Raw genomic sequence first — 16028 nt, 5'->3', positions numbered from 1 at the left:
AGGCTATACTTTAGAAGTGCTTAGTTTATCAGCGAAGGCTTCCATTTTCTGGAAGAAGAGGTCGATATCGCTTTTTTCATTGCCGGCATTTACCGTAACCAAACGAACAAATTCATTGCCGTGGAACTGACCGTAACCTACCATCAATTCTCCGGCTTCATACAATTGATTACAAAGCAAATCGGCCGGTATATCCTTATAATTAAAGCAGATACCCAGCGAATTTTCATAACTGTAAACGGTATAATCCGGATTGCTCTTAACGTATTGCAAGGCATGATCAGCTAGTTCGAACTGTCGATCCACAATTTCCGCCAAGCCACGCGTGCCCACCGATTTCCAGAGGCTCCAGAATTTGAGGGCATCATTACGCCTACCACATTGGAGGGAAGTCTTTCCTAAATTGTAATCATCCCCATCGGTTTGATAGAGATAATCGGCATCATTAGCAAAACTCTCGTAGAGCCAACGCTTATCTTTCACCAGAATTAGGGAACAGGATAATGGAGTTCCCAACATTTTATGGGCATTATAACTAAAGCTATCCGCTCGATCGGCGCCCTTCACCAAATGACGATAGCGATCACTGAAGATCACGCTGCCACAATAAGCCCCGTCGATATGAAACCATAAGCCTTCCTTTTCGCAGATATCCGCCATTTCCTCAATCGGATCAAAAGCACCCATTACAGTGGTTCCAGCGGTAGCAATGGCTAAAAAGGGCTGGAAGCCCGCTTGGCGATCTTCAGCTATTAATTTCTTTAAATCATCCATTCGCATCCGACCGTGATCATCACTCGCTACATAGCGAATTTGATCGCGGCCAATGCCCATAAAGGCAGCGTTCTTAGGAATGGAATAATGGGATTCTTTGGAGGTATACAAGGTCATTTTTGATCCTTCTACCCCATTGGCACGGATACTTTCCTGAGCCTTATCGCGAGCCATCAACATGGCCATAAAATTGGTCATGGAACCACCGGGAGCCAAGGTACCATCCGCTTCTGCGGGATAGCCTAAGAGTGACGCACTTTGTTTCAAAACCTCTTTTTCGACGCCCACCATCGGTCCGCCAACTTTGTAGGTATACATGCTATTATTGAGCACTACCGCCAGGAGGTCGCCCAGGGTGGCTTTGGAATTTCGACCACCAAATAATTGATTGAAAAAACGTCGCGTAGCGGTACGCGGAGTATGCAGCACCAAATCCTTCAGTAAAGGAGCAAATTCCTGGTCGCTGATTCCTTCTTCTGAAAGGTGAATATTAAGCTTGTTAAATAGAGCTTCCGGCGCTTCAGGTTGAAGTACCGGCTCCTTCTCCTCCTCATTCATCAGTTCATTAACGATGCTTCGGAAGAGGTCTAAATCATGATTCATGGATTGTTTTTGAGGAAATCTTGACAAATGTAATTTTTAATTTTTAAGCGAAAACCCTTCATTTTCGAATAAAATTGAGCTATTTTTGAGCATTCTTGAATAAAATCACCTCATTTTTCATCGTTTTTCCACATTTTTAGAGGTGGTCAAAAAACCGTCAAGTGCAAGCTATTAGTAGTATAGAGGAGTTGGTTGAAGTCCTGCCTCACTGTTCTGGAACCGAGTTTATAGATATCACAAAAAAGCTATCCTTAGGGCCTGATGACTTGGAGCCCTTTGCCCATTGGGACGAGGATTCCTACACTCGAAATTGCGTGAGCCGCAATGATGATTATGAACTTATCCTTCTCTGTTGGGAGCCTGGTCAAGAAACCCCTATCCATTGCCATAATGGCGAGGAATGCTGGGTTTACTCCGTTCAAGGTGATCTAGAAGAGCGTCGCTTTAAACTCATTGATGAGCAAAAGGACCAGGATGATCTAAAGGAAACCCGCCGTGCCATGATGCGCGAAGGCCGCGTGGCTTATATGAATGATGATATGGGCTTTCACAGCCTCCACAATTTAAGTGAGGAGCGTGCTATGACCTTACACCTCTATGTAAGCCCTATTGACTCTTGTAGGGTTTATGATGAAGAGGAAGAATGCTTCGTTCGCAAAGAAATGCAGTACACCAGTTTCGAGGGTGACTTGCTTGAAGATTAAATTTCGGCTTAACGCTGGAAATCTCCCACGCCTCGACGACGCTCTAATTTGAGATCTTGCAAGATGCTCGATTTCACCCGAATGGTGAGCATATAAGATTGCTGGAATCCGAATGGTACCCAAGAGCAGCTCATGGTCCAACAGTGTAAATCGCGGTAGAAATTAAAGGAGGTAAAGGTGAAGTCCTGAGCCTCGAAATCATAACCCGTGCGGAAACCTACTTTCCAACCTTGGGTTAAATCCATATCCCCAGAAATATCCATAGACTGACGCACCACGGGATCTGCAGCTCCATTCTTGGTATAGGATAGGTTATAGTTCAAATTGAGAGACCAGGGCACATTAAAGTCTACATAGCCCGGTAAGCGGTAATAATCGATATCCCCCTCAGTAATGCCCAAAGCTGCCGCTTGATTGGGATCATTTTGCTCCTCCTCTTCTTTTTTATCCTTTTTCTTATCCTTGGATTTAAAGCTGCTGGCATCTAAGCGGGTACCGGCCGTAAACCTTTGGGAAGTGAGGCGGAATAAGCCCTGCCCCTGCCCAATCGCATATTCATTTACTCGGGTATTCAATCCTTCATCAAAGGCATAAGGATCGAGAGTAGCATTATAGTTCAAGGTAATTAAGCGATCAAACATGCTGCTGGAAGCGGCCATGCGAATGGTACTGAGTTTAAATTCCTCAGCCGCCATATTGTAGCTTCCATTTAAACTAAAGCGCTCTAGCAATTTAATTTTCTTCAATCCGGTAGAATCGCTTTTAGAGCGAACCTTGGCTTCCAAAGTGTTCTGAATACCGAAGGTGATTGCCCCGTTTAAGCCCTGCCCTGCTGATCCATACACACCACGACTGTAGGGATTCACCAGAGTGGTATTGCCCAGGGTATCACTTTGAATTTCTTGATAATAACCCCAGAATGGCGTGCTGAAATCCGGGCGATAACTTAAACCAACGGTAGGGGTCATCACATGTCGGATGGCTTTCAAAAATCCGCGGTAACGCCATAAACCATAAAGCTTGGTGGAGAGGTTGGCATTGGCATTAAAGTCGCGGTTGGCGAAAAAGCCATTCAGAGTATCCGTAACCACTACCCGATTTAATTCAGGATCAAAACCATATTCAAGTTTGTTTGGATACCAACGCTCGGTAAAATTGATGGATGGGTTAAATACGAAGAACTTAAAGACCTTGTAATTGGCCGAAATAGGTATGCTGTGCTGTAAACCCATGCGGCTGGAATCGCGGAATACTGTTTCAGTAAACAGAGGCTTGTCCATGCGCGTTTGAATCTGGTTCTTCGCATTGGCAGTATAGGTAATACCGATTTCCTCGTACCATTTTTTCTTGCCTACAATTCCCCCTTCACTCTTAAAAGGGAACATCCGGTTAACCGAGAAGTTGACCTGTGGCAAAGTTAGGGTCATATCCTTGGTTTGATTGTTCTGTGAGTGGTTCAGAGTAACGTTTAAGTTATAGGGTTTTCCGGCCCAACGACGGGAGAAAGAAACACTGGAGTTCAATCGGTTTTGTAATACCTGATCGGGATTGATACTGGTAATCTGATAAAACTGGGTGGTGGCGATATTTACGTTGGCACTGAAATTATAATAAGGATTGGCTTTGGCATCCTGACGGTGACTCCAAGTAACTGAGAAGTCGGAACGATTATCATAAGCCCCGGGCACTACCGATTCAAATTCCTCCCGACCATACTTTAATAAGTTATAGCGAACATTGAAGTTACCATTAAACTTATAGCGCACCTTATAATTACTTTGCCCTTGCAAGCCGAAACCACCTTTGGTGTACACATCACCGGTAGCACTTAAATCGAAGTAATCGCTGGCCGCCCAATAGAAACCACCATTCTTTAAAAAGTAACCGCGGTATTGAGATGAACCATAGGTAGGAATGATAATCCCTGACTTACGCTTATCGGTAGTAGGGAAAAAGCCAAAGGGCAACATTAAGGGAGTAGGGATATCAAAAAGTTCGAGAAACGCGAACTGCGTAACTACCTTTTCTCCAGGTATAACCTTGGCTTTGGGCGTTCGGATACGGAAATGAGGATGCTCATGACTACAGGTGGTATAAGCAGCATTCTTCACGAAAAAGGCAGCGCCTCCGGTCTTTTTCACCTTTTCGCCATGTAAAAATCCTTCACCTTCTTGCGTGATAACTTTATTAATACGTGCCTTTCCGGTTTCGAAATTATAGCGCATTTCATCGGCGCGATAGGTTTTACCCGCCTCTACAAAAATGGGCTTCTGCGTCATCTTCCCGGTGGAGTCTGGCAGGCCTGAAGCATAAATCTCGGCCTTTTCAAATTCGATGCGGATATAGCCCGCTTCAATCTTCATGGAACCGTACTCTATAATGGCCTGATTGTAGAGCTCAATAATACTATTGTCGGGAGATGAAGGAATACTATCCACGGCATCGTAAACAATGTCATAGTCTAAAACAGACTTCTTTTTGTTGGGATCACCCGGCTTGATGGGAACTGGATCGGGAATAGCAAAAGTATCCTCCGCTGCCGAACGAGCTCGAGCCGACGTGTCTTTCTGAGCCATTGCCGCATCAGAAATGCCAACAAGACACGTTAATAAAATGATAATCTTAAGGGCCGAAGGACGCAATATGAAGGTAAATTTGCTATTAAATATGCTGCCGCAAATTGAGGCCAAAACTAATCAAAATTCGCGCCATTGAACTCTAGAACGACGCTATTCCTCGCTTTATTCTTTCTATCCTGTTTTTGGGCTCCAGCCTATGCACAACAGGACTTAGGCGGGATACGCACAATTGTACTAGATGCCGGGCACGGAGGCCGGGACCCCGGAAACCTGGGAACCAAACGCTATAAAACGGTAGAAAGAGATATTACTCTGGCAGTTACGCTCAAATTAGGAGAGTACATTCGAGAGAATTTACCCGACGTTAAAGTGGTTTACACTCGTACCAGCAATACCTCAGTTACTCTGGAGAAAAGGGCGGAAATCGCCAATGAAGCCAAGGGTGATCTCTTTATCAGTATTCATTGTGACTCTTTTACCAAAAGCTCTGTAAACGGATGTACAACAATCGTTTTAGGGAAAAATCATGATGATGAAAACCGGATTGCGATTATTGAGAACTCCGCCATCCTTTTGGAAGAAAACTACGAGCAACGCTACGAAGGCTTTGATCCCAAGAACCCAATGTCTTATATCGGTTTGAACCTGATGCAGCAAACCTATTTAAATGAAAGTGTAGAATTTGCCAGTGCGGTTCAATATCAATTTCGGGAACGCGTACAACGCAAGGATCGCGGGGTTAAACAACAACCTTTATATGTAACCAGTCGTACCGCCATGCCAGCTGTATTGATTGAATTGGGCTTTTTAACCAATCCTGCTGAAGAAGATTTCTTGAACTCAGAACGTGGACAATCTTATATGGCTTCTGCTATTTTCCGTGCGATTCGCGATTTCAAGGAGAAACAAGATTTATTGATTGCCGATGCTATTGCCAACCAAGGTGCCAGTGAAGGCGCATCCGGCGAAAAGCCTAAGGAAGAAAAAACCAGTACTGATTCTGATAAAAACAAGCCCAAAGAGGATATTAAGCCCAAAGCCCAAGAACCTTTAAAGGTGGAACCTCATGCCCAAACGATTAAGAAGGAAGAGGAAAAGCTCAATACTCAAGGCGTAAAATTTGCGGTGCAAATACTCACCTTGAGCAGTGCTAAAAAAGCGGGAGACCCCATTTTTAAAGGGCAAAATGGCATTGGTCAAATTGAAGAGAGTGGACTCTTTAAATATTATACCGGGCTAACGGATAATTTTAATGAAGCTCAGGCTACAGCCAAACGTATGCAAGCCCTAGGCTTTAAAGGGGCCTTTGTGATAGGCTTAGACAATGGCAGGAAAATTAGTGCCACCGAAGCCCGTAAAAAGCTGCGCTAAATTTTTAATCTTTGTGGGCTTAAAAAGCTTTCTTCTTGAAGTTATCTCGCGAATTTAAAGTAGGGCTAATCACCTTAGCCGCTCTCGCCTCATTATACTGGGGTATCGAATTCTTAAAAGGTCAGGACCTTTTTAGTTCAAGATCCATCATTTACGCTGAGTATAAGACTGTTGACGGTCTTTCCCCTGCTCGTCCGGTAACTATAAACGGGCTAAAAGTAGGTCAGGTGGATAAAATTTATTTCCACCCCAATGGCTCGGGCACTTTAATGGTAGCGATGAATATCACTACCGACTTCCCGATTCCGGATAATAGCGTGGCGCTCATCTCCTCCGATCTATTAGGTAATCGTTCGATCGAATTAATTCTGGGTAAAAGCCCTAATGCCCTGGTTGCCGGCGACACCTTGGAGTCTAAAGTTCAATTGAGCTTAGCGGATGAAGTAAATGAGCAGGTACGCCCGATTAAGGAGAAGGCGGAAAAACTCATTGGCTCCATAGATACCGTAATGGTGCTGGCTTCCGCTTTTTTGAATGAAGAAACTCGTGATAATTTCCGCAGCACCTTTGGTAAATTACAAGAGGTTGTAGAAGGCTTAAACCGCGCGGTAAAACGCAGTGAAGAAGATATCGTAAGCTCGGTAGATGATCTGAGTAAAATTACCTCTACCGTAGAAGAAAACCGCGCCAATTTGGATGCGATTTTCACCAACTTAGCATCCTTGAGTGATAGCCTAGCGCATGTAAACTTTAAGCGCACCGTAGAAAATTTGGATAGCACCCTGTTGCGGGCCAATGCCGTTATGACCAAGATTGACGCCGGTAGCGGTAGCGCTGGTGCCCTAGTTAATGATCCGGAGCTCTACGCCAATTTGGTTAAGGTTACCGAACAGCTTAATTTGGTATTACTCGATCTGAAATACAATCCCAAGCGCTATGTTCATTTTTCGCTTTTTGGCAGAAGTGATGAATACAGTGAGGAGGAAATCCTGGCCAAAGAAGAAGAGGCCAAAGCCAAGCGCGAGCAAAGCGAGGATTCGTCTAAATAGGGACTGTAAAATTTAAGGTATATGGAACTACATTTCGGCATCCAAAACATCCTCTTTCTGGTAGCATTGGGCCTAGCAGCCTATTTTTTCGCTAAAAATTTCGGGAAGGTTTGGCGTAATATCAATCTGGGCAAAGCCGTGCTGCGCAATGATCGCCCTAATGAGCGTTGGGCGCTGATGACGCGAGTAGCACTGGGCCAAAGTAAAATGGTAAAGCGCAAGGTTGTTGCCGGCTTCTTTCACGTTATTGTATATGCCGGTTTCTTGCTGATTAATATCGAAGTAGCTGAAATTTTACTGGATGGCATTTTAGGTAGTCATCGCATGTTTCGTCCCTTTTTAGGACCGGTATATGATGCCGCTATTCACTTCTTCGAAATCCTGGCGGTAATGGTGATTATCGCCTGTTTGATTTTCCTGTGGAGAAGAAATGTTCAGAAGGTAGATCGCTTTAAAGAATTAAAAGGCTGGGCCAAAAGAGACGGGAATAATATCCTTTACATTGAATTGGTATTAATGACTGCCCTCCTACTTTTAGGTGCCGCAGAGGCCAATATTGAAGGTAATGGTGTGGATGGATGGATAGTAAGCTCCCAATTGGCGCCCATTTTTAGTGGTATGGATCAAGGAACCTTGCATGCCATTGAGCGCTTTGCCTGGTGGTTCCACATCCTGGGTATTTTGGCCTTTTTAAATTACCTCCCCTATTCTAAGCACTTCCACATTATTATGGCTTTTCCTAATGTTTGGCACAGCAAATTAGAGCCTGCCGGACAGTTCACGAATATGGAAAGCGTGAAGAAGGAGGTGGAATTAATGATGGACCCTAATGCAGATCCTTTTGCCGCTCCTGCAGAAGGTGATGCTGCCGAAGAACCTTCACGATTTGGAGCCAAAGATGTTTTGGACCTGCACCGCGTACAATTGATGAATGCCTACTCTTGTACAGAGTGTGGCCGTTGTACTTCATCCTGTCCCGCCAATCAAACTGGGAAAAAATTATCGCCTCGTAAAATTATGATGGATACTCGCGATCGCTTAGAAGAAGTGAGTGCCATTGTAGATGCCAAAGGAAAATTTGAGGAGGATGGCAAAAGCCTGCTCGACGATTATATCAGCCGCGAAGAAATTTGGGCCTGCACCACTTGTAATGCTTGTGCTGAGGCCTGTCCGGTAAACATCGACCCTATGTCAATCATTGTTGAAATGCGTCGCTATTTGGTGATGGAAGAATCTGCTGCCAATCCTGCGCTCAACACCATGATGACCAATATTGAGAACAATGCGGCGCCCTGGGCCTATGCACAGGCAGATCGTGCCAATTGGATCAACGAATAAAATAGAGATATGTCCAAGACCAAAGAGAATGTAGAATTAGAGGAACTGGAGGTCGATGGGAAAAAGTTAAGTCCCCAATTACCCAAGGGGATCAAAAACTACCTCATTGATATCGATGGCACCGTATGCGATGATATCCCCAATGAGGAGCCAGAGCGAATGGCCACTGCCAATCATTATCCGGATGCTTTAGAAACCTTAAACCGCTGGTACGATCAGGGGCATATTATTTACTTCTTTACCTCCAGAACAGAGGAACACCGAGAAGTAACCGAAAAATGGCTCAACGAAAAAGGCTTTAAATACCATGGTATGTTGATGGGAAAACCTCGTGGAGGTAACTACCATTGGATTGACAATCACCTGGTAAAAGCCACTCGCTATAAGGGTAAATTCACCGATTTAGTTGAACGCGAAGTAAAGATTCAGGTTTTTGAAAAATAGGCTGGGCATATACGTTTGGATACTGGGTATCTTGATTTCGGCCACTGCCTGTGAAACCGAATCGAGTCAAAGCCTGGTGCTCAATAATGCCTTTCTTTCTTTAAAACCCGCCAAGAAGTACAGTAAGCGCTTTGCTAATGATGAGGGCGATACTACCTCCCTCAATCTGATTAAGAACTTGCAGGAATTCGAAAACTTTGAAGGCTCCACCAATTTGGGATCCTTCGGAGGTACCGATCGTATTGAAGCGGAAAAGCGAACCTATCAACTCTATAATAGCGATCCTGAAATTTATTTCACCTATCGCTTTTACCTCCAATCTACGGCCAGTGATGCCCGCGGCTATTCTGATATTTTAAGCCTGGAACTGCAAGATTCCAGCAGTGTTTTAGCAGATCAAATTCAGTTCAGCTATCGCAATGATAGTCTCTATCTGAATTCTGCTAATGTCTTTTATGCGGACTCTTTAAGCTTAATTTCCAAAACCTTTACGGAGGTTTTTGGTCCTACTGTGCAAGATCCCACCGAAAATAGGATGTACTACTTTAACCTAAGCAAAGGCTTAGTGGGCTTTAGAACCCAAAGTGGTAAACTTTATGAATTGATTGACTAATGGAAGAACAATTAGTAGTCCCCACCATGGCCGAGTTGGCCGCCAGCGATAAACTCCCCGAAGTATTATTTTGGGTGGGATGCGCCGGTAGTTTCGACGACCGTGCTAAGAAAATAACCAAGGCTTTTGTTAAGATTTTACATAAATCCGGCGTTGAATTCGGTGTTTTAGGTACCGAAGAGTCCTGCACCGGAGATCCCGCTAAAAGAGCTGGGAATGAGTTTGTATTTATGATGCAAGCCATGCAGAATATTGAGGTCTTAAATGCTTATGAGGTAAAGAAGATTGTTACTACTTGCCCGCATTGCTTCAATACCCTGGCCAATGAATATCCTGAATTGGGTGGTAAATACGAAGTATTACATCATAGCCAATTTATCAATCAGCTTTTAAAGGATGGTCGCCTCACTATTGAAGGAGGCCAATACAAAGGCAAGAAAATCACCTTCCACGATCCTTGTTATTTAGGTCGGGCCAATGGGGTATACGAAGCTCCGCGTGAGCTTATCCAAAAACTGGATGCCGAGCTGGTGGAAATGCGTCGTTGTAAAAGCAATGCTTTATGCTGTGGTGCCGGTGGTGCCCAGATGTTTAAGGAGCCCGAAGCGGGTAATAAAGACATCAATATCGAGCGTACTGAGGAAGCCCTGGAAACCAAGCCCGATATTATTGCGGCCGGTTGCCCCTTTTGTAATACCATGATGACCGACGGAGTGAAGCACAGTTCCCGCGAAGGCGACTTACCCGTATTAGACCTTGCCGAATTAATCGCTAGCGCCGAAGACCTCTAAACGAAGACTATGTATTCAGCATTTGACGAAATGAATGAGGATGCCCGTATTTGGATTTACCAGAGTACGGAATTCTTGGAGTTTGAAAAGGTGGAGCGCATTACCGCCCGCCTCATGAATTTTCTCGATGATTGGAAGGCCCACGGTCATCCCCTAAATGCCAGTTTTACCATCATTTACGATCGTTTTATCGTGGTGAGCCTGGATGAAGCTTCTTATCAAGCGACCGGTTGCAGCATTGACAAGCTGGTGCAGCATATGCAAAATCTGGAGCGCGAATTAAATATCTCTCTATTAGATCGCACTCAGATTGCCTTCCGCGACCATAACTCCATGATTGAAACCATGCATATGATGGATTTCCGTGCCGCTTTGGAAAATGGAGATTTAGATCAGAATACAGTGGTCTTCAATAACTTGGTGGCCACCAAAGGTGAGATGGAAAAGAAATGGGAAACCATTATCAGCAATAGCTGGCATAAAGACTGGCTTCCAATCGCTTAGGGAAGCATATACTCGGCTACCAGGCCCTGAAATTCATTAAAGATCGCATCCGCGGAAGCTACAATTTCGCCGCTGAATACCGCATCCGGACCAGCGCTGAAGTTAGTTACCTTCCCTCCTGCCTCTTGCACTAAGAGGATTCCGGCTGCCACATCCCAGGGACTAAGTCCGTATTCGAAATAGCCATTAAAACGACCGGCTGCGACATAGGCCAAATCGGTAGCAGCTGAGCCTAAGCGGCGTACCCCACGGGTATGAGTATAACAATGCGCTAAAAGCTTATTGAAAGGCTCCAGACGATCAAAATCATAATATGGGAAGCCGGTAGCTAAGAGAGTTTTGCTGAACTCACTTTCGTCGGAAACCTTAATCGGTCGATCATTACACCAGGCTCCCAATCCTGCAGCAGCGGTGAACATCTCATCCTGACCTACTTCGTAGACGATTCCTAATTGCGGACGATCGCCTTGATATAAGGCTACGCTTACCGCGAAGATGGGAAGATCGAATAAGAAATTGGTGGTACCATCCAAGGGATCGATAATCCAATTCCACTCCTTGCGTTCTTGGGCTACCGTTTCTTCCTCAGTAATAAAACCTGCTTCAGGGTATATTTTGGAAAGGCCTTCCACGAGGCGACGTTCCGCTTCCTGATCTACATAGGAAACCAAGCTGTTTAAGGACTTAACTTCTACTTGATTGCCACTTACTTGGCGACGTTGTGAGGCGATAAATTGACCGGTTTCCCGGCAAAGATCAGCGGCTTCTTGTAGGAGCTGCTTCCAATTAGGATTCATAGAGGGGAGAATCTTTGATAATATCCATTCGGTGTAAAACCCGTACATCATTGCAGCATTCTTCGATCTTTTGCTGAAATGTCCAGGTAGGACCTTGGGGGTCGATGATATGATTTTCGAATTCCTTGCGATCCGACCAATGCGCATAGCTTAGATAGGCAATTGGCGTTTCGCGATGTAAAACTGCATATTCCAAGACCTTAAGATCCATTAAATACTGACGATGCTCTTTCCAATAGCGGAAAAAATCGGCTTTAAAAATCGGATTAAGGCGGTATTGGATAAGGCTTGCGAACATTAGACTAAGATAGGCACATTATCGAGGTAGTCAAAACGAACCAGGCCATCTTCATCAATATCTTTTAAGCTGATTTTGGCTTTCTGATTAATGAGTTCGGGATTCCAGGTGGTTTTTACTTTCACATAATTTTCGGTAAAACCAGTGATGTATCCCTCTTTAAAATTATCCTCAAAAAGCACTTCTCGCTGGGTTCCTAATTGCGATTCGTAGAAGGAACGACGCTTTTTAGCGCTTAGAACACGTAACATTTTAGAGCGCTTTTTTCGCTCGCCATAAGGTACTTGCGCTTCCATTTCGTCGGCTTCCGTATTAGGACGCTGACTGTAGGTGAAGACATGCAAGTAACTAATATCAAGATCTTTAAGGAAGTTATAGGTTTCCATAAAGTCTTCCTCCGTTTCGCCTGGGAAGCCACATATTACGTCAACGCCGATGGCACAATGAGGAATAACTTCCCGGATTTTCGCTACCCGCTCTGCATAGAGTTCGCGGAGGTAGCGACGCTTCATTTTCTTGAGAATCTTATTGCTTCCACTTTGTAGTGGAATATGGAAATGCGGCACAAATCGCTTGGACTGTGCTACAAATTCGATGGTCTCATTTTTTAGGAGATTAGGCTCAATGGATGAAATCCGGAAACGGTCGATGCCTTCCACCTCATCCAGGGCTTGCACTAATTCTAAAAAGGTATGCTCATGGCGTTTATTGCCAAACTCCCCTTTACCATAGTCGCCAATATTAACCCCGGTTAAAACGATTTCCTTAGCTCCTTCCTCCACAATCATGCGGGCATTGGCCAACACATTATCCAGGATATCAGAACGGGAAATACCGCGAGCCAGCGGAATGGTACAATAGGTACATTTATAATCGCAGCCATCTTGAACCTTTAAGAAGGCACGGGTACGATCGCCAATGGAATAGGCGCCTACATAGAAATCGGCCTCATTGATTTCGCAGGAGTGCACCTCCCCCTTATCACTTTGGGTGAGACCATCGAGGTAATCGGTGATCTTGAATTTTTCAGTAGCCCCTAAAACTAGATCAACTCCTTCCATGGCCGCAATTTCTTCGGGCTGTAATTGGGCATAGCAACCTACAATTACCACCAAACTATCAGGATTGGCCTCCTTGGCCTTGCGTATCCAAAGCTTACATTCCTTATCGGCATTATGGGTTACCGAGCAGGTGTTAATTACGTAAACATCAGCCGCTTGCTCAAAATCTACCTGGGCAAAACCCTGATCTTTAAAATCGCGGGCGATGGTTGCCGTTTCTGAAAAATTCAGTTTACATCCTAAGGTGTGGAAGGCCACCTTTTTCCCATTCATTTCCATGCGGCAAAGGTAAGGGAATTGGGGCGATGGATGGGCGGAGAAGATATTGGGGATTTCTATTGAATAGCCACCGAAGAATGCGATATTTGAGGTTACTGTTAATCGCTAAGACCTTAGCACTTCATTCGCATGAAACTCATCCCTGTACTAGAACTAAGCTACTATAATGAAGATATTGCCATGCCTGAAGAAGGCCCGTACTGGAAGTATCCTAAGGAATGGGATGAATACCATTTAAAGTGTTTGAAAAGCGCTGGTTTTTCGGAGTCTCTCCAAGCCATTGAAGCAGGATCTTCATTCTTTGCTTTGGCGGAGCTGAGTGATGCGGACCTGAAAAAAATTGTTTTGGATTATACCGAAGATTATAGAAAAGGATTAGAAAACCGCGATGAAATAGTACCCTTTTATGGCGGTTATATTTTGGAGCTTGGTGCTAGAAAATTGCTCTACCCTCAATGCTGTAGTGACTTGGGAGATATTCAATATTGGAAGGACCTTTCTATGAGTAAAATATCTTTTGAAAATGGGCATCCACAGCCAAAGCTTCGATTTGAAAAAGAATGGCTTTACTTCGATTTGAATATGGAAGACAGCTCTGAAGATTTCTGTCCCTGCCCTACCGAACGCAGCTTTAAGCTTAGTATAGATGAACTAAGGCTGGCAATCCAAAGTACTGAGATCATCCTGGAAAACTTTGAACAGAGAATTAAAGCATTATTCGAAAGAGAATACTTGGAAATGCTCGGCATTGAGGAATTACTAATCTGGCGTAAGTCGAACAAAAGTTATGACTTAAGTGAGCCCTATAAACAGTACAATGGCGACTAAACGCAATAGAAAATTGTATTGGTTATTAGGAAGCTCAATGATCCTTTGGCTCGCCCATTTCCTTTTAGGCACTGGATTTGAAACTGAAATTGGCATATGGCTTAAAGCTATGAGTTATCTATTCCTCATAGGCACTTGGGGATCCTTTATAATCTTTCGACTGAAAAAAAACCGACTAGCCTACCGTATTACCCTTTTATTGAACTCCTTTCTTTTAGTTTCATCCATACTGCTCCTTTCTCTTTGGGGCTTGATAGAAGAACATAATTCCCAAAGGTCTGAAATTGAAAAAATTAGCAGCTGTGAAATGGCAGAGAAACAGTTTAAAATAGACCTCAAGAATGACGATTTAAAATACTTTACTTTCGGAATAGCAGCTGATGAAATGGAAACCATATACTTGAGAACCAGATATGATTTAGAAGTTTGGCATATGGGCTGTTTATTTGATTCAAACCTTATTTGTTATAACGACTTGGTAAGAAAGCATTTAAAAATGAACGAAGAGACTTCAACTAGATTAGAATAATATTAGTGCTCCGCCAAGAAAATCTTTAATCCAGAAAAAATAAACCTTAGATATGAAAATCCGATTTATCATTCTCTTTGTCACATTAATAAGTAGCAGTCTCATTGCCTCAGAGCTTAATAAGGATATGGTAGCCTTGGCAGAAATCTATCGGAGCTTTATGTTTCGTAATAATCCTACGGAAAGCTCCTTAAAGGAAATTGATCATATAGAATCAGTTGAATTAGAAGGAAGCAAAGCTTTTATAAAGGAATGTATTAGCAGTGAAAATAAACTTACTGATGCACAATTTCTTAGCCTACCAGATGAGTCAACAATGAAGTACATCTACATCATTAGACGAATCAATTGGAACCTTCGAGAAGCTGAACCTCGTAATAATGATACCCTCATTTCTGAATTAAGTAACCGTTCCATTCAACGTTACGAGCTAATTGACAATTATTATGACATGCTTTTTACGGGCATCGGAAATAAAAATCAGCCTTTCGACCTTTCGGAGCTGGATTTTAAAATAAACGAATACAAGTTGCAGGACAATACTGAAAAAGGCATCTTCTTCTTAAAAGCCATGGATCTTTGTGGAACTTCGATTTGGGGTTATATGAATATTGTTAAACCACCTAATTATAAGAAGGCTCTAGCATTTATTGAGAAGTTCCCGAAATTTAATGGACAACCCTATTATCAATATCTCGATTTCAGCTTCAAAGATTTTGAAATGCAAATTGAAGAAGGTAAAGATCCGGAGAGTTACAAAGCCTATTATATCAATAAATACTACGATTGCCTTCTCTCGCATTTGGCCTGCTTAAGCCAGAAGAAACGGCAGAAGGAAGAACGAATGGATTTGCTTCTAGGATCTATCCTGAATGAATCCAATTACTATCCTTACTCCCAAAAGAAAGAAGTACTGGAATCTCTATTTACAAAGGCTAAAAGATAGCCCCCATTTTTAAGCACTTGAATTAGAAGGGAGCTAAGCTCGTATATTGTTATCCGGTACCAAGGCAAGGTAAAGCTCACTATGAAATTACCGGAAAAGTCTCTGTTAAATAAGGTAATTACTGAACCGCAAAGGGCATTTCTTATCGATGGCCTCGGTGCTATGGCATCAGCCCTCCTCTTGGGATTGCTGTTGCCGAGTTTTGAAGAATTCTTTGGTGTTCCTTCGGATACGCTTTATTGCCTGGCTAGTATCCCGCTGTTTTATGCGGTTTATGATTGGGGGGTTTATCTCATCAAACCTAAGAGAATAGACTGGTTTTTGATACTCATTGCCCTCCTCAACCTGGCTTACTGTGGGTTAAGCTTTAAACTCATTTTTCAAGATCTAAGTTCTCCTACTATTTATGGAAAGCTCTATTTTGGAATTGAAATAGGCCTGGTTTTTATTCTGGGATGTTTTGAACTTTATTTAGGCTTAAAAAAAAGGAATAGGCTCTAGAAATTACCATGCCCATGCT

At 43.4% G+C, this 16028-nt stretch carries 17 protein-coding genes; 12 read left to right on the top strand and 5 right to left on the bottom strand.

Annotation, left to right across the window (positions count from 1 at the left end; genetic code table 11):
* Window positions 1–3: 3 nt before the first annotated feature.
* Complete coding sequence (locus H4K34_RS16070; protein ID WP_210758408.1) at window positions 4–1377, bottom strand: pyridoxal phosphate-dependent decarboxylase family protein; 1374 nt, start codon at window positions 1375–1377, stop codon at window positions 4–6.
* A gap of 161 nt (window positions 1378–1538) precedes the next feature.
* Between H4K34_RS16070 and H4K34_RS16065 the strand changes: the two genes are divergently transcribed.
* Window positions 1539–2081 (top strand): cysteine dioxygenase, encoded by a 543-nt coding sequence (locus H4K34_RS16065; protein WP_210758407.1) that lies wholly within the window; start codon window positions 1539–1541, stop codon window positions 2079–2081.
* 8 nt (window positions 2082–2089) lie between these two features.
* On the opposite strand, the gene H4K34_RS16060 is transcribed toward H4K34_RS16065, so the two are convergent.
* Window positions 2090–4657 (bottom strand): putative LPS assembly protein LptD, encoded by a 2568-nt coding sequence (locus tag H4K34_RS16060; RefSeq protein ID WP_210758406.1) that lies wholly within the window; start codon window positions 4655–4657, stop codon window positions 2090–2092.
* 135 nt (window positions 4658–4792) lie between these two features.
* Between H4K34_RS16060 and H4K34_RS16055 the strand changes: the two genes are divergently transcribed.
* Genes H4K34_RS16055 through H4K34_RS16025 form a run of 7 tightly spaced genes read left to right on the top strand, consistent with a single transcriptional unit; the run spans window position 4793 to window position 10770 of the window.
* Window positions 4793–6031 (top strand): N-acetylmuramoyl-L-alanine amidase family protein, encoded by a 1239-nt coding sequence (locus H4K34_RS16055; RefSeq protein WP_210758405.1) that lies wholly within the window; start codon window positions 4793–4795, stop codon window positions 6029–6031.
* Window positions 6032–6066: 35 nt separating this feature from the next.
* Entirely contained in the window at window positions 6067–7080 is a 1014-nt protein-coding gene (locus H4K34_RS16050; RefSeq protein WP_210758404.1) for an MlaD family protein, read from the top strand.
* Between the two features lie 21 nt (window positions 7081–7101).
* Window positions 7102–8418, top strand: a complete 1317-nt coding sequence (locus H4K34_RS16045; RefSeq protein WP_210758403.1) for a 4Fe-4S dicluster domain-containing protein — start codon at window positions 7102–7104, stop codon at window positions 8416–8418.
* 9 nt (window positions 8419–8427) lie between these two features.
* Window positions 8428–8862 carry an LNS2 domain-containing protein gene (locus H4K34_RS16040; protein WP_210758402.1) on the top strand — a complete coding sequence of 145 codons (435 nt, stop codon included), beginning with the start codon at window positions 8428–8430 and terminating at the stop codon, window positions 8860–8862.
* On the top strand, window positions 8852–9475 hold the full coding sequence (locus H4K34_RS16035; protein ID WP_210758401.1) for a hypothetical protein: 624 nt from the start codon (window positions 8852–8854) through the stop codon (window positions 9473–9475). The genes H4K34_RS16040 and H4K34_RS16035 overlap by 11 nt, the downstream gene beginning before the upstream one ends.
* Window positions 9475–10266, top strand: coding sequence for a (Fe-S)-binding protein (locus H4K34_RS16030; RefSeq protein WP_210758400.1), 792 nt, complete (start codon window positions 9475–9477; stop codon window positions 10264–10266). The genes H4K34_RS16035 and H4K34_RS16030 overlap by 1 nt, the downstream gene beginning before the upstream one ends.
* A 9-nt stretch (window positions 10267–10275) precedes the next feature.
* Complete coding sequence (locus H4K34_RS16025) at window positions 10276–10770, top strand: ABC transporter ATPase (RefSeq protein ID WP_210758399.1); 495 nt, start codon at window positions 10276–10278, stop codon at window positions 10768–10770.
* Here H4K34_RS16025 and H4K34_RS16020 read toward each other — a convergent pair.
* From H4K34_RS16020 to mtaB, 3 genes are read right to left on the bottom strand one after another with little or no spacing between them, the layout of a single operon-like run.
* Window positions 10767–11567 (bottom strand): inositol monophosphatase family protein, encoded by an 801-nt coding sequence (locus H4K34_RS16020; RefSeq protein WP_210758398.1) that lies wholly within the window; start codon window positions 11565–11567, stop codon window positions 10767–10769. The two genes, H4K34_RS16025 and H4K34_RS16020, sit on opposite strands and share 4 nt — an antisense overlap.
* A complete protein-coding gene (locus H4K34_RS16015) occupies window positions 11557–11865 on the bottom strand; it encodes a hypothetical protein (protein ID WP_210758397.1) in 309 nt (102 codons plus the stop codon). Before H4K34_RS16015 ends, H4K34_RS16020 begins: the two co-directional genes overlap by 11 nt.
* A complete protein-coding gene (gene mtaB, locus H4K34_RS16010) occupies window positions 11865–13199 on the bottom strand; it encodes a tRNA (N(6)-L-threonylcarbamoyladenosine(37)-C(2))-methylthiotransferase MtaB (RefSeq protein WP_407644574.1) in 1335 nt (444 codons plus the stop codon). The genes H4K34_RS16015 and mtaB overlap by 1 nt, the downstream gene beginning before the upstream one ends.
* Before the next feature lie 135 nt (window positions 13200–13334).
* Here mtaB and H4K34_RS16005 point away from each other — a divergent pair, with 135 nt between their 5' ends.
* From H4K34_RS16005 to H4K34_RS15990, 4 genes are all read left to right on the top strand, one after another.
* Window positions 13335–14033, top strand: coding sequence for a hypothetical protein (locus tag H4K34_RS16005; RefSeq protein WP_210758395.1), 699 nt, complete (start codon window positions 13335–13337; stop codon window positions 14031–14033).
* Window positions 14023–14562, top strand: coding sequence for a hypothetical protein (locus H4K34_RS16000; protein WP_210758394.1), 540 nt, complete (start codon window positions 14023–14025; stop codon window positions 14560–14562). Before H4K34_RS16005 ends, H4K34_RS16000 begins: the two co-directional genes overlap by 11 nt.
* Window positions 14563–14614: 52 nt before the next feature.
* Window positions 14615–15508, top strand: coding sequence for a hypothetical protein (locus tag H4K34_RS15995; RefSeq protein ID WP_210758393.1), 894 nt, complete (start codon window positions 14615–14617; stop codon window positions 15506–15508).
* Window positions 15509–15589: 81 nt separating this feature from the next.
* Window positions 15590–16009: a hypothetical protein gene (locus H4K34_RS15990; RefSeq protein ID WP_210758392.1), complete on the top strand. Its 420-nt coding sequence runs from the start codon at window positions 15590–15592 to the stop codon at window positions 16007–16009.
* The last annotated feature ends 19 nt before the right edge of the window (window positions 16010–16028 follow it).

The sequence above is a fragment of the Croceimicrobium hydrocarbonivorans genome, from assembly GCF_014524565.1.
GTDB classification, from domain to species: domain Bacteria; phylum Bacteroidota; class Bacteroidia; order Flavobacteriales; family Schleiferiaceae; genus Croceimicrobium; species Croceimicrobium hydrocarbonivorans.
Note: the sequence above shows the minus strand (reverse complement) of the source record. Positions and strands in the feature narration are given on the sequence as shown.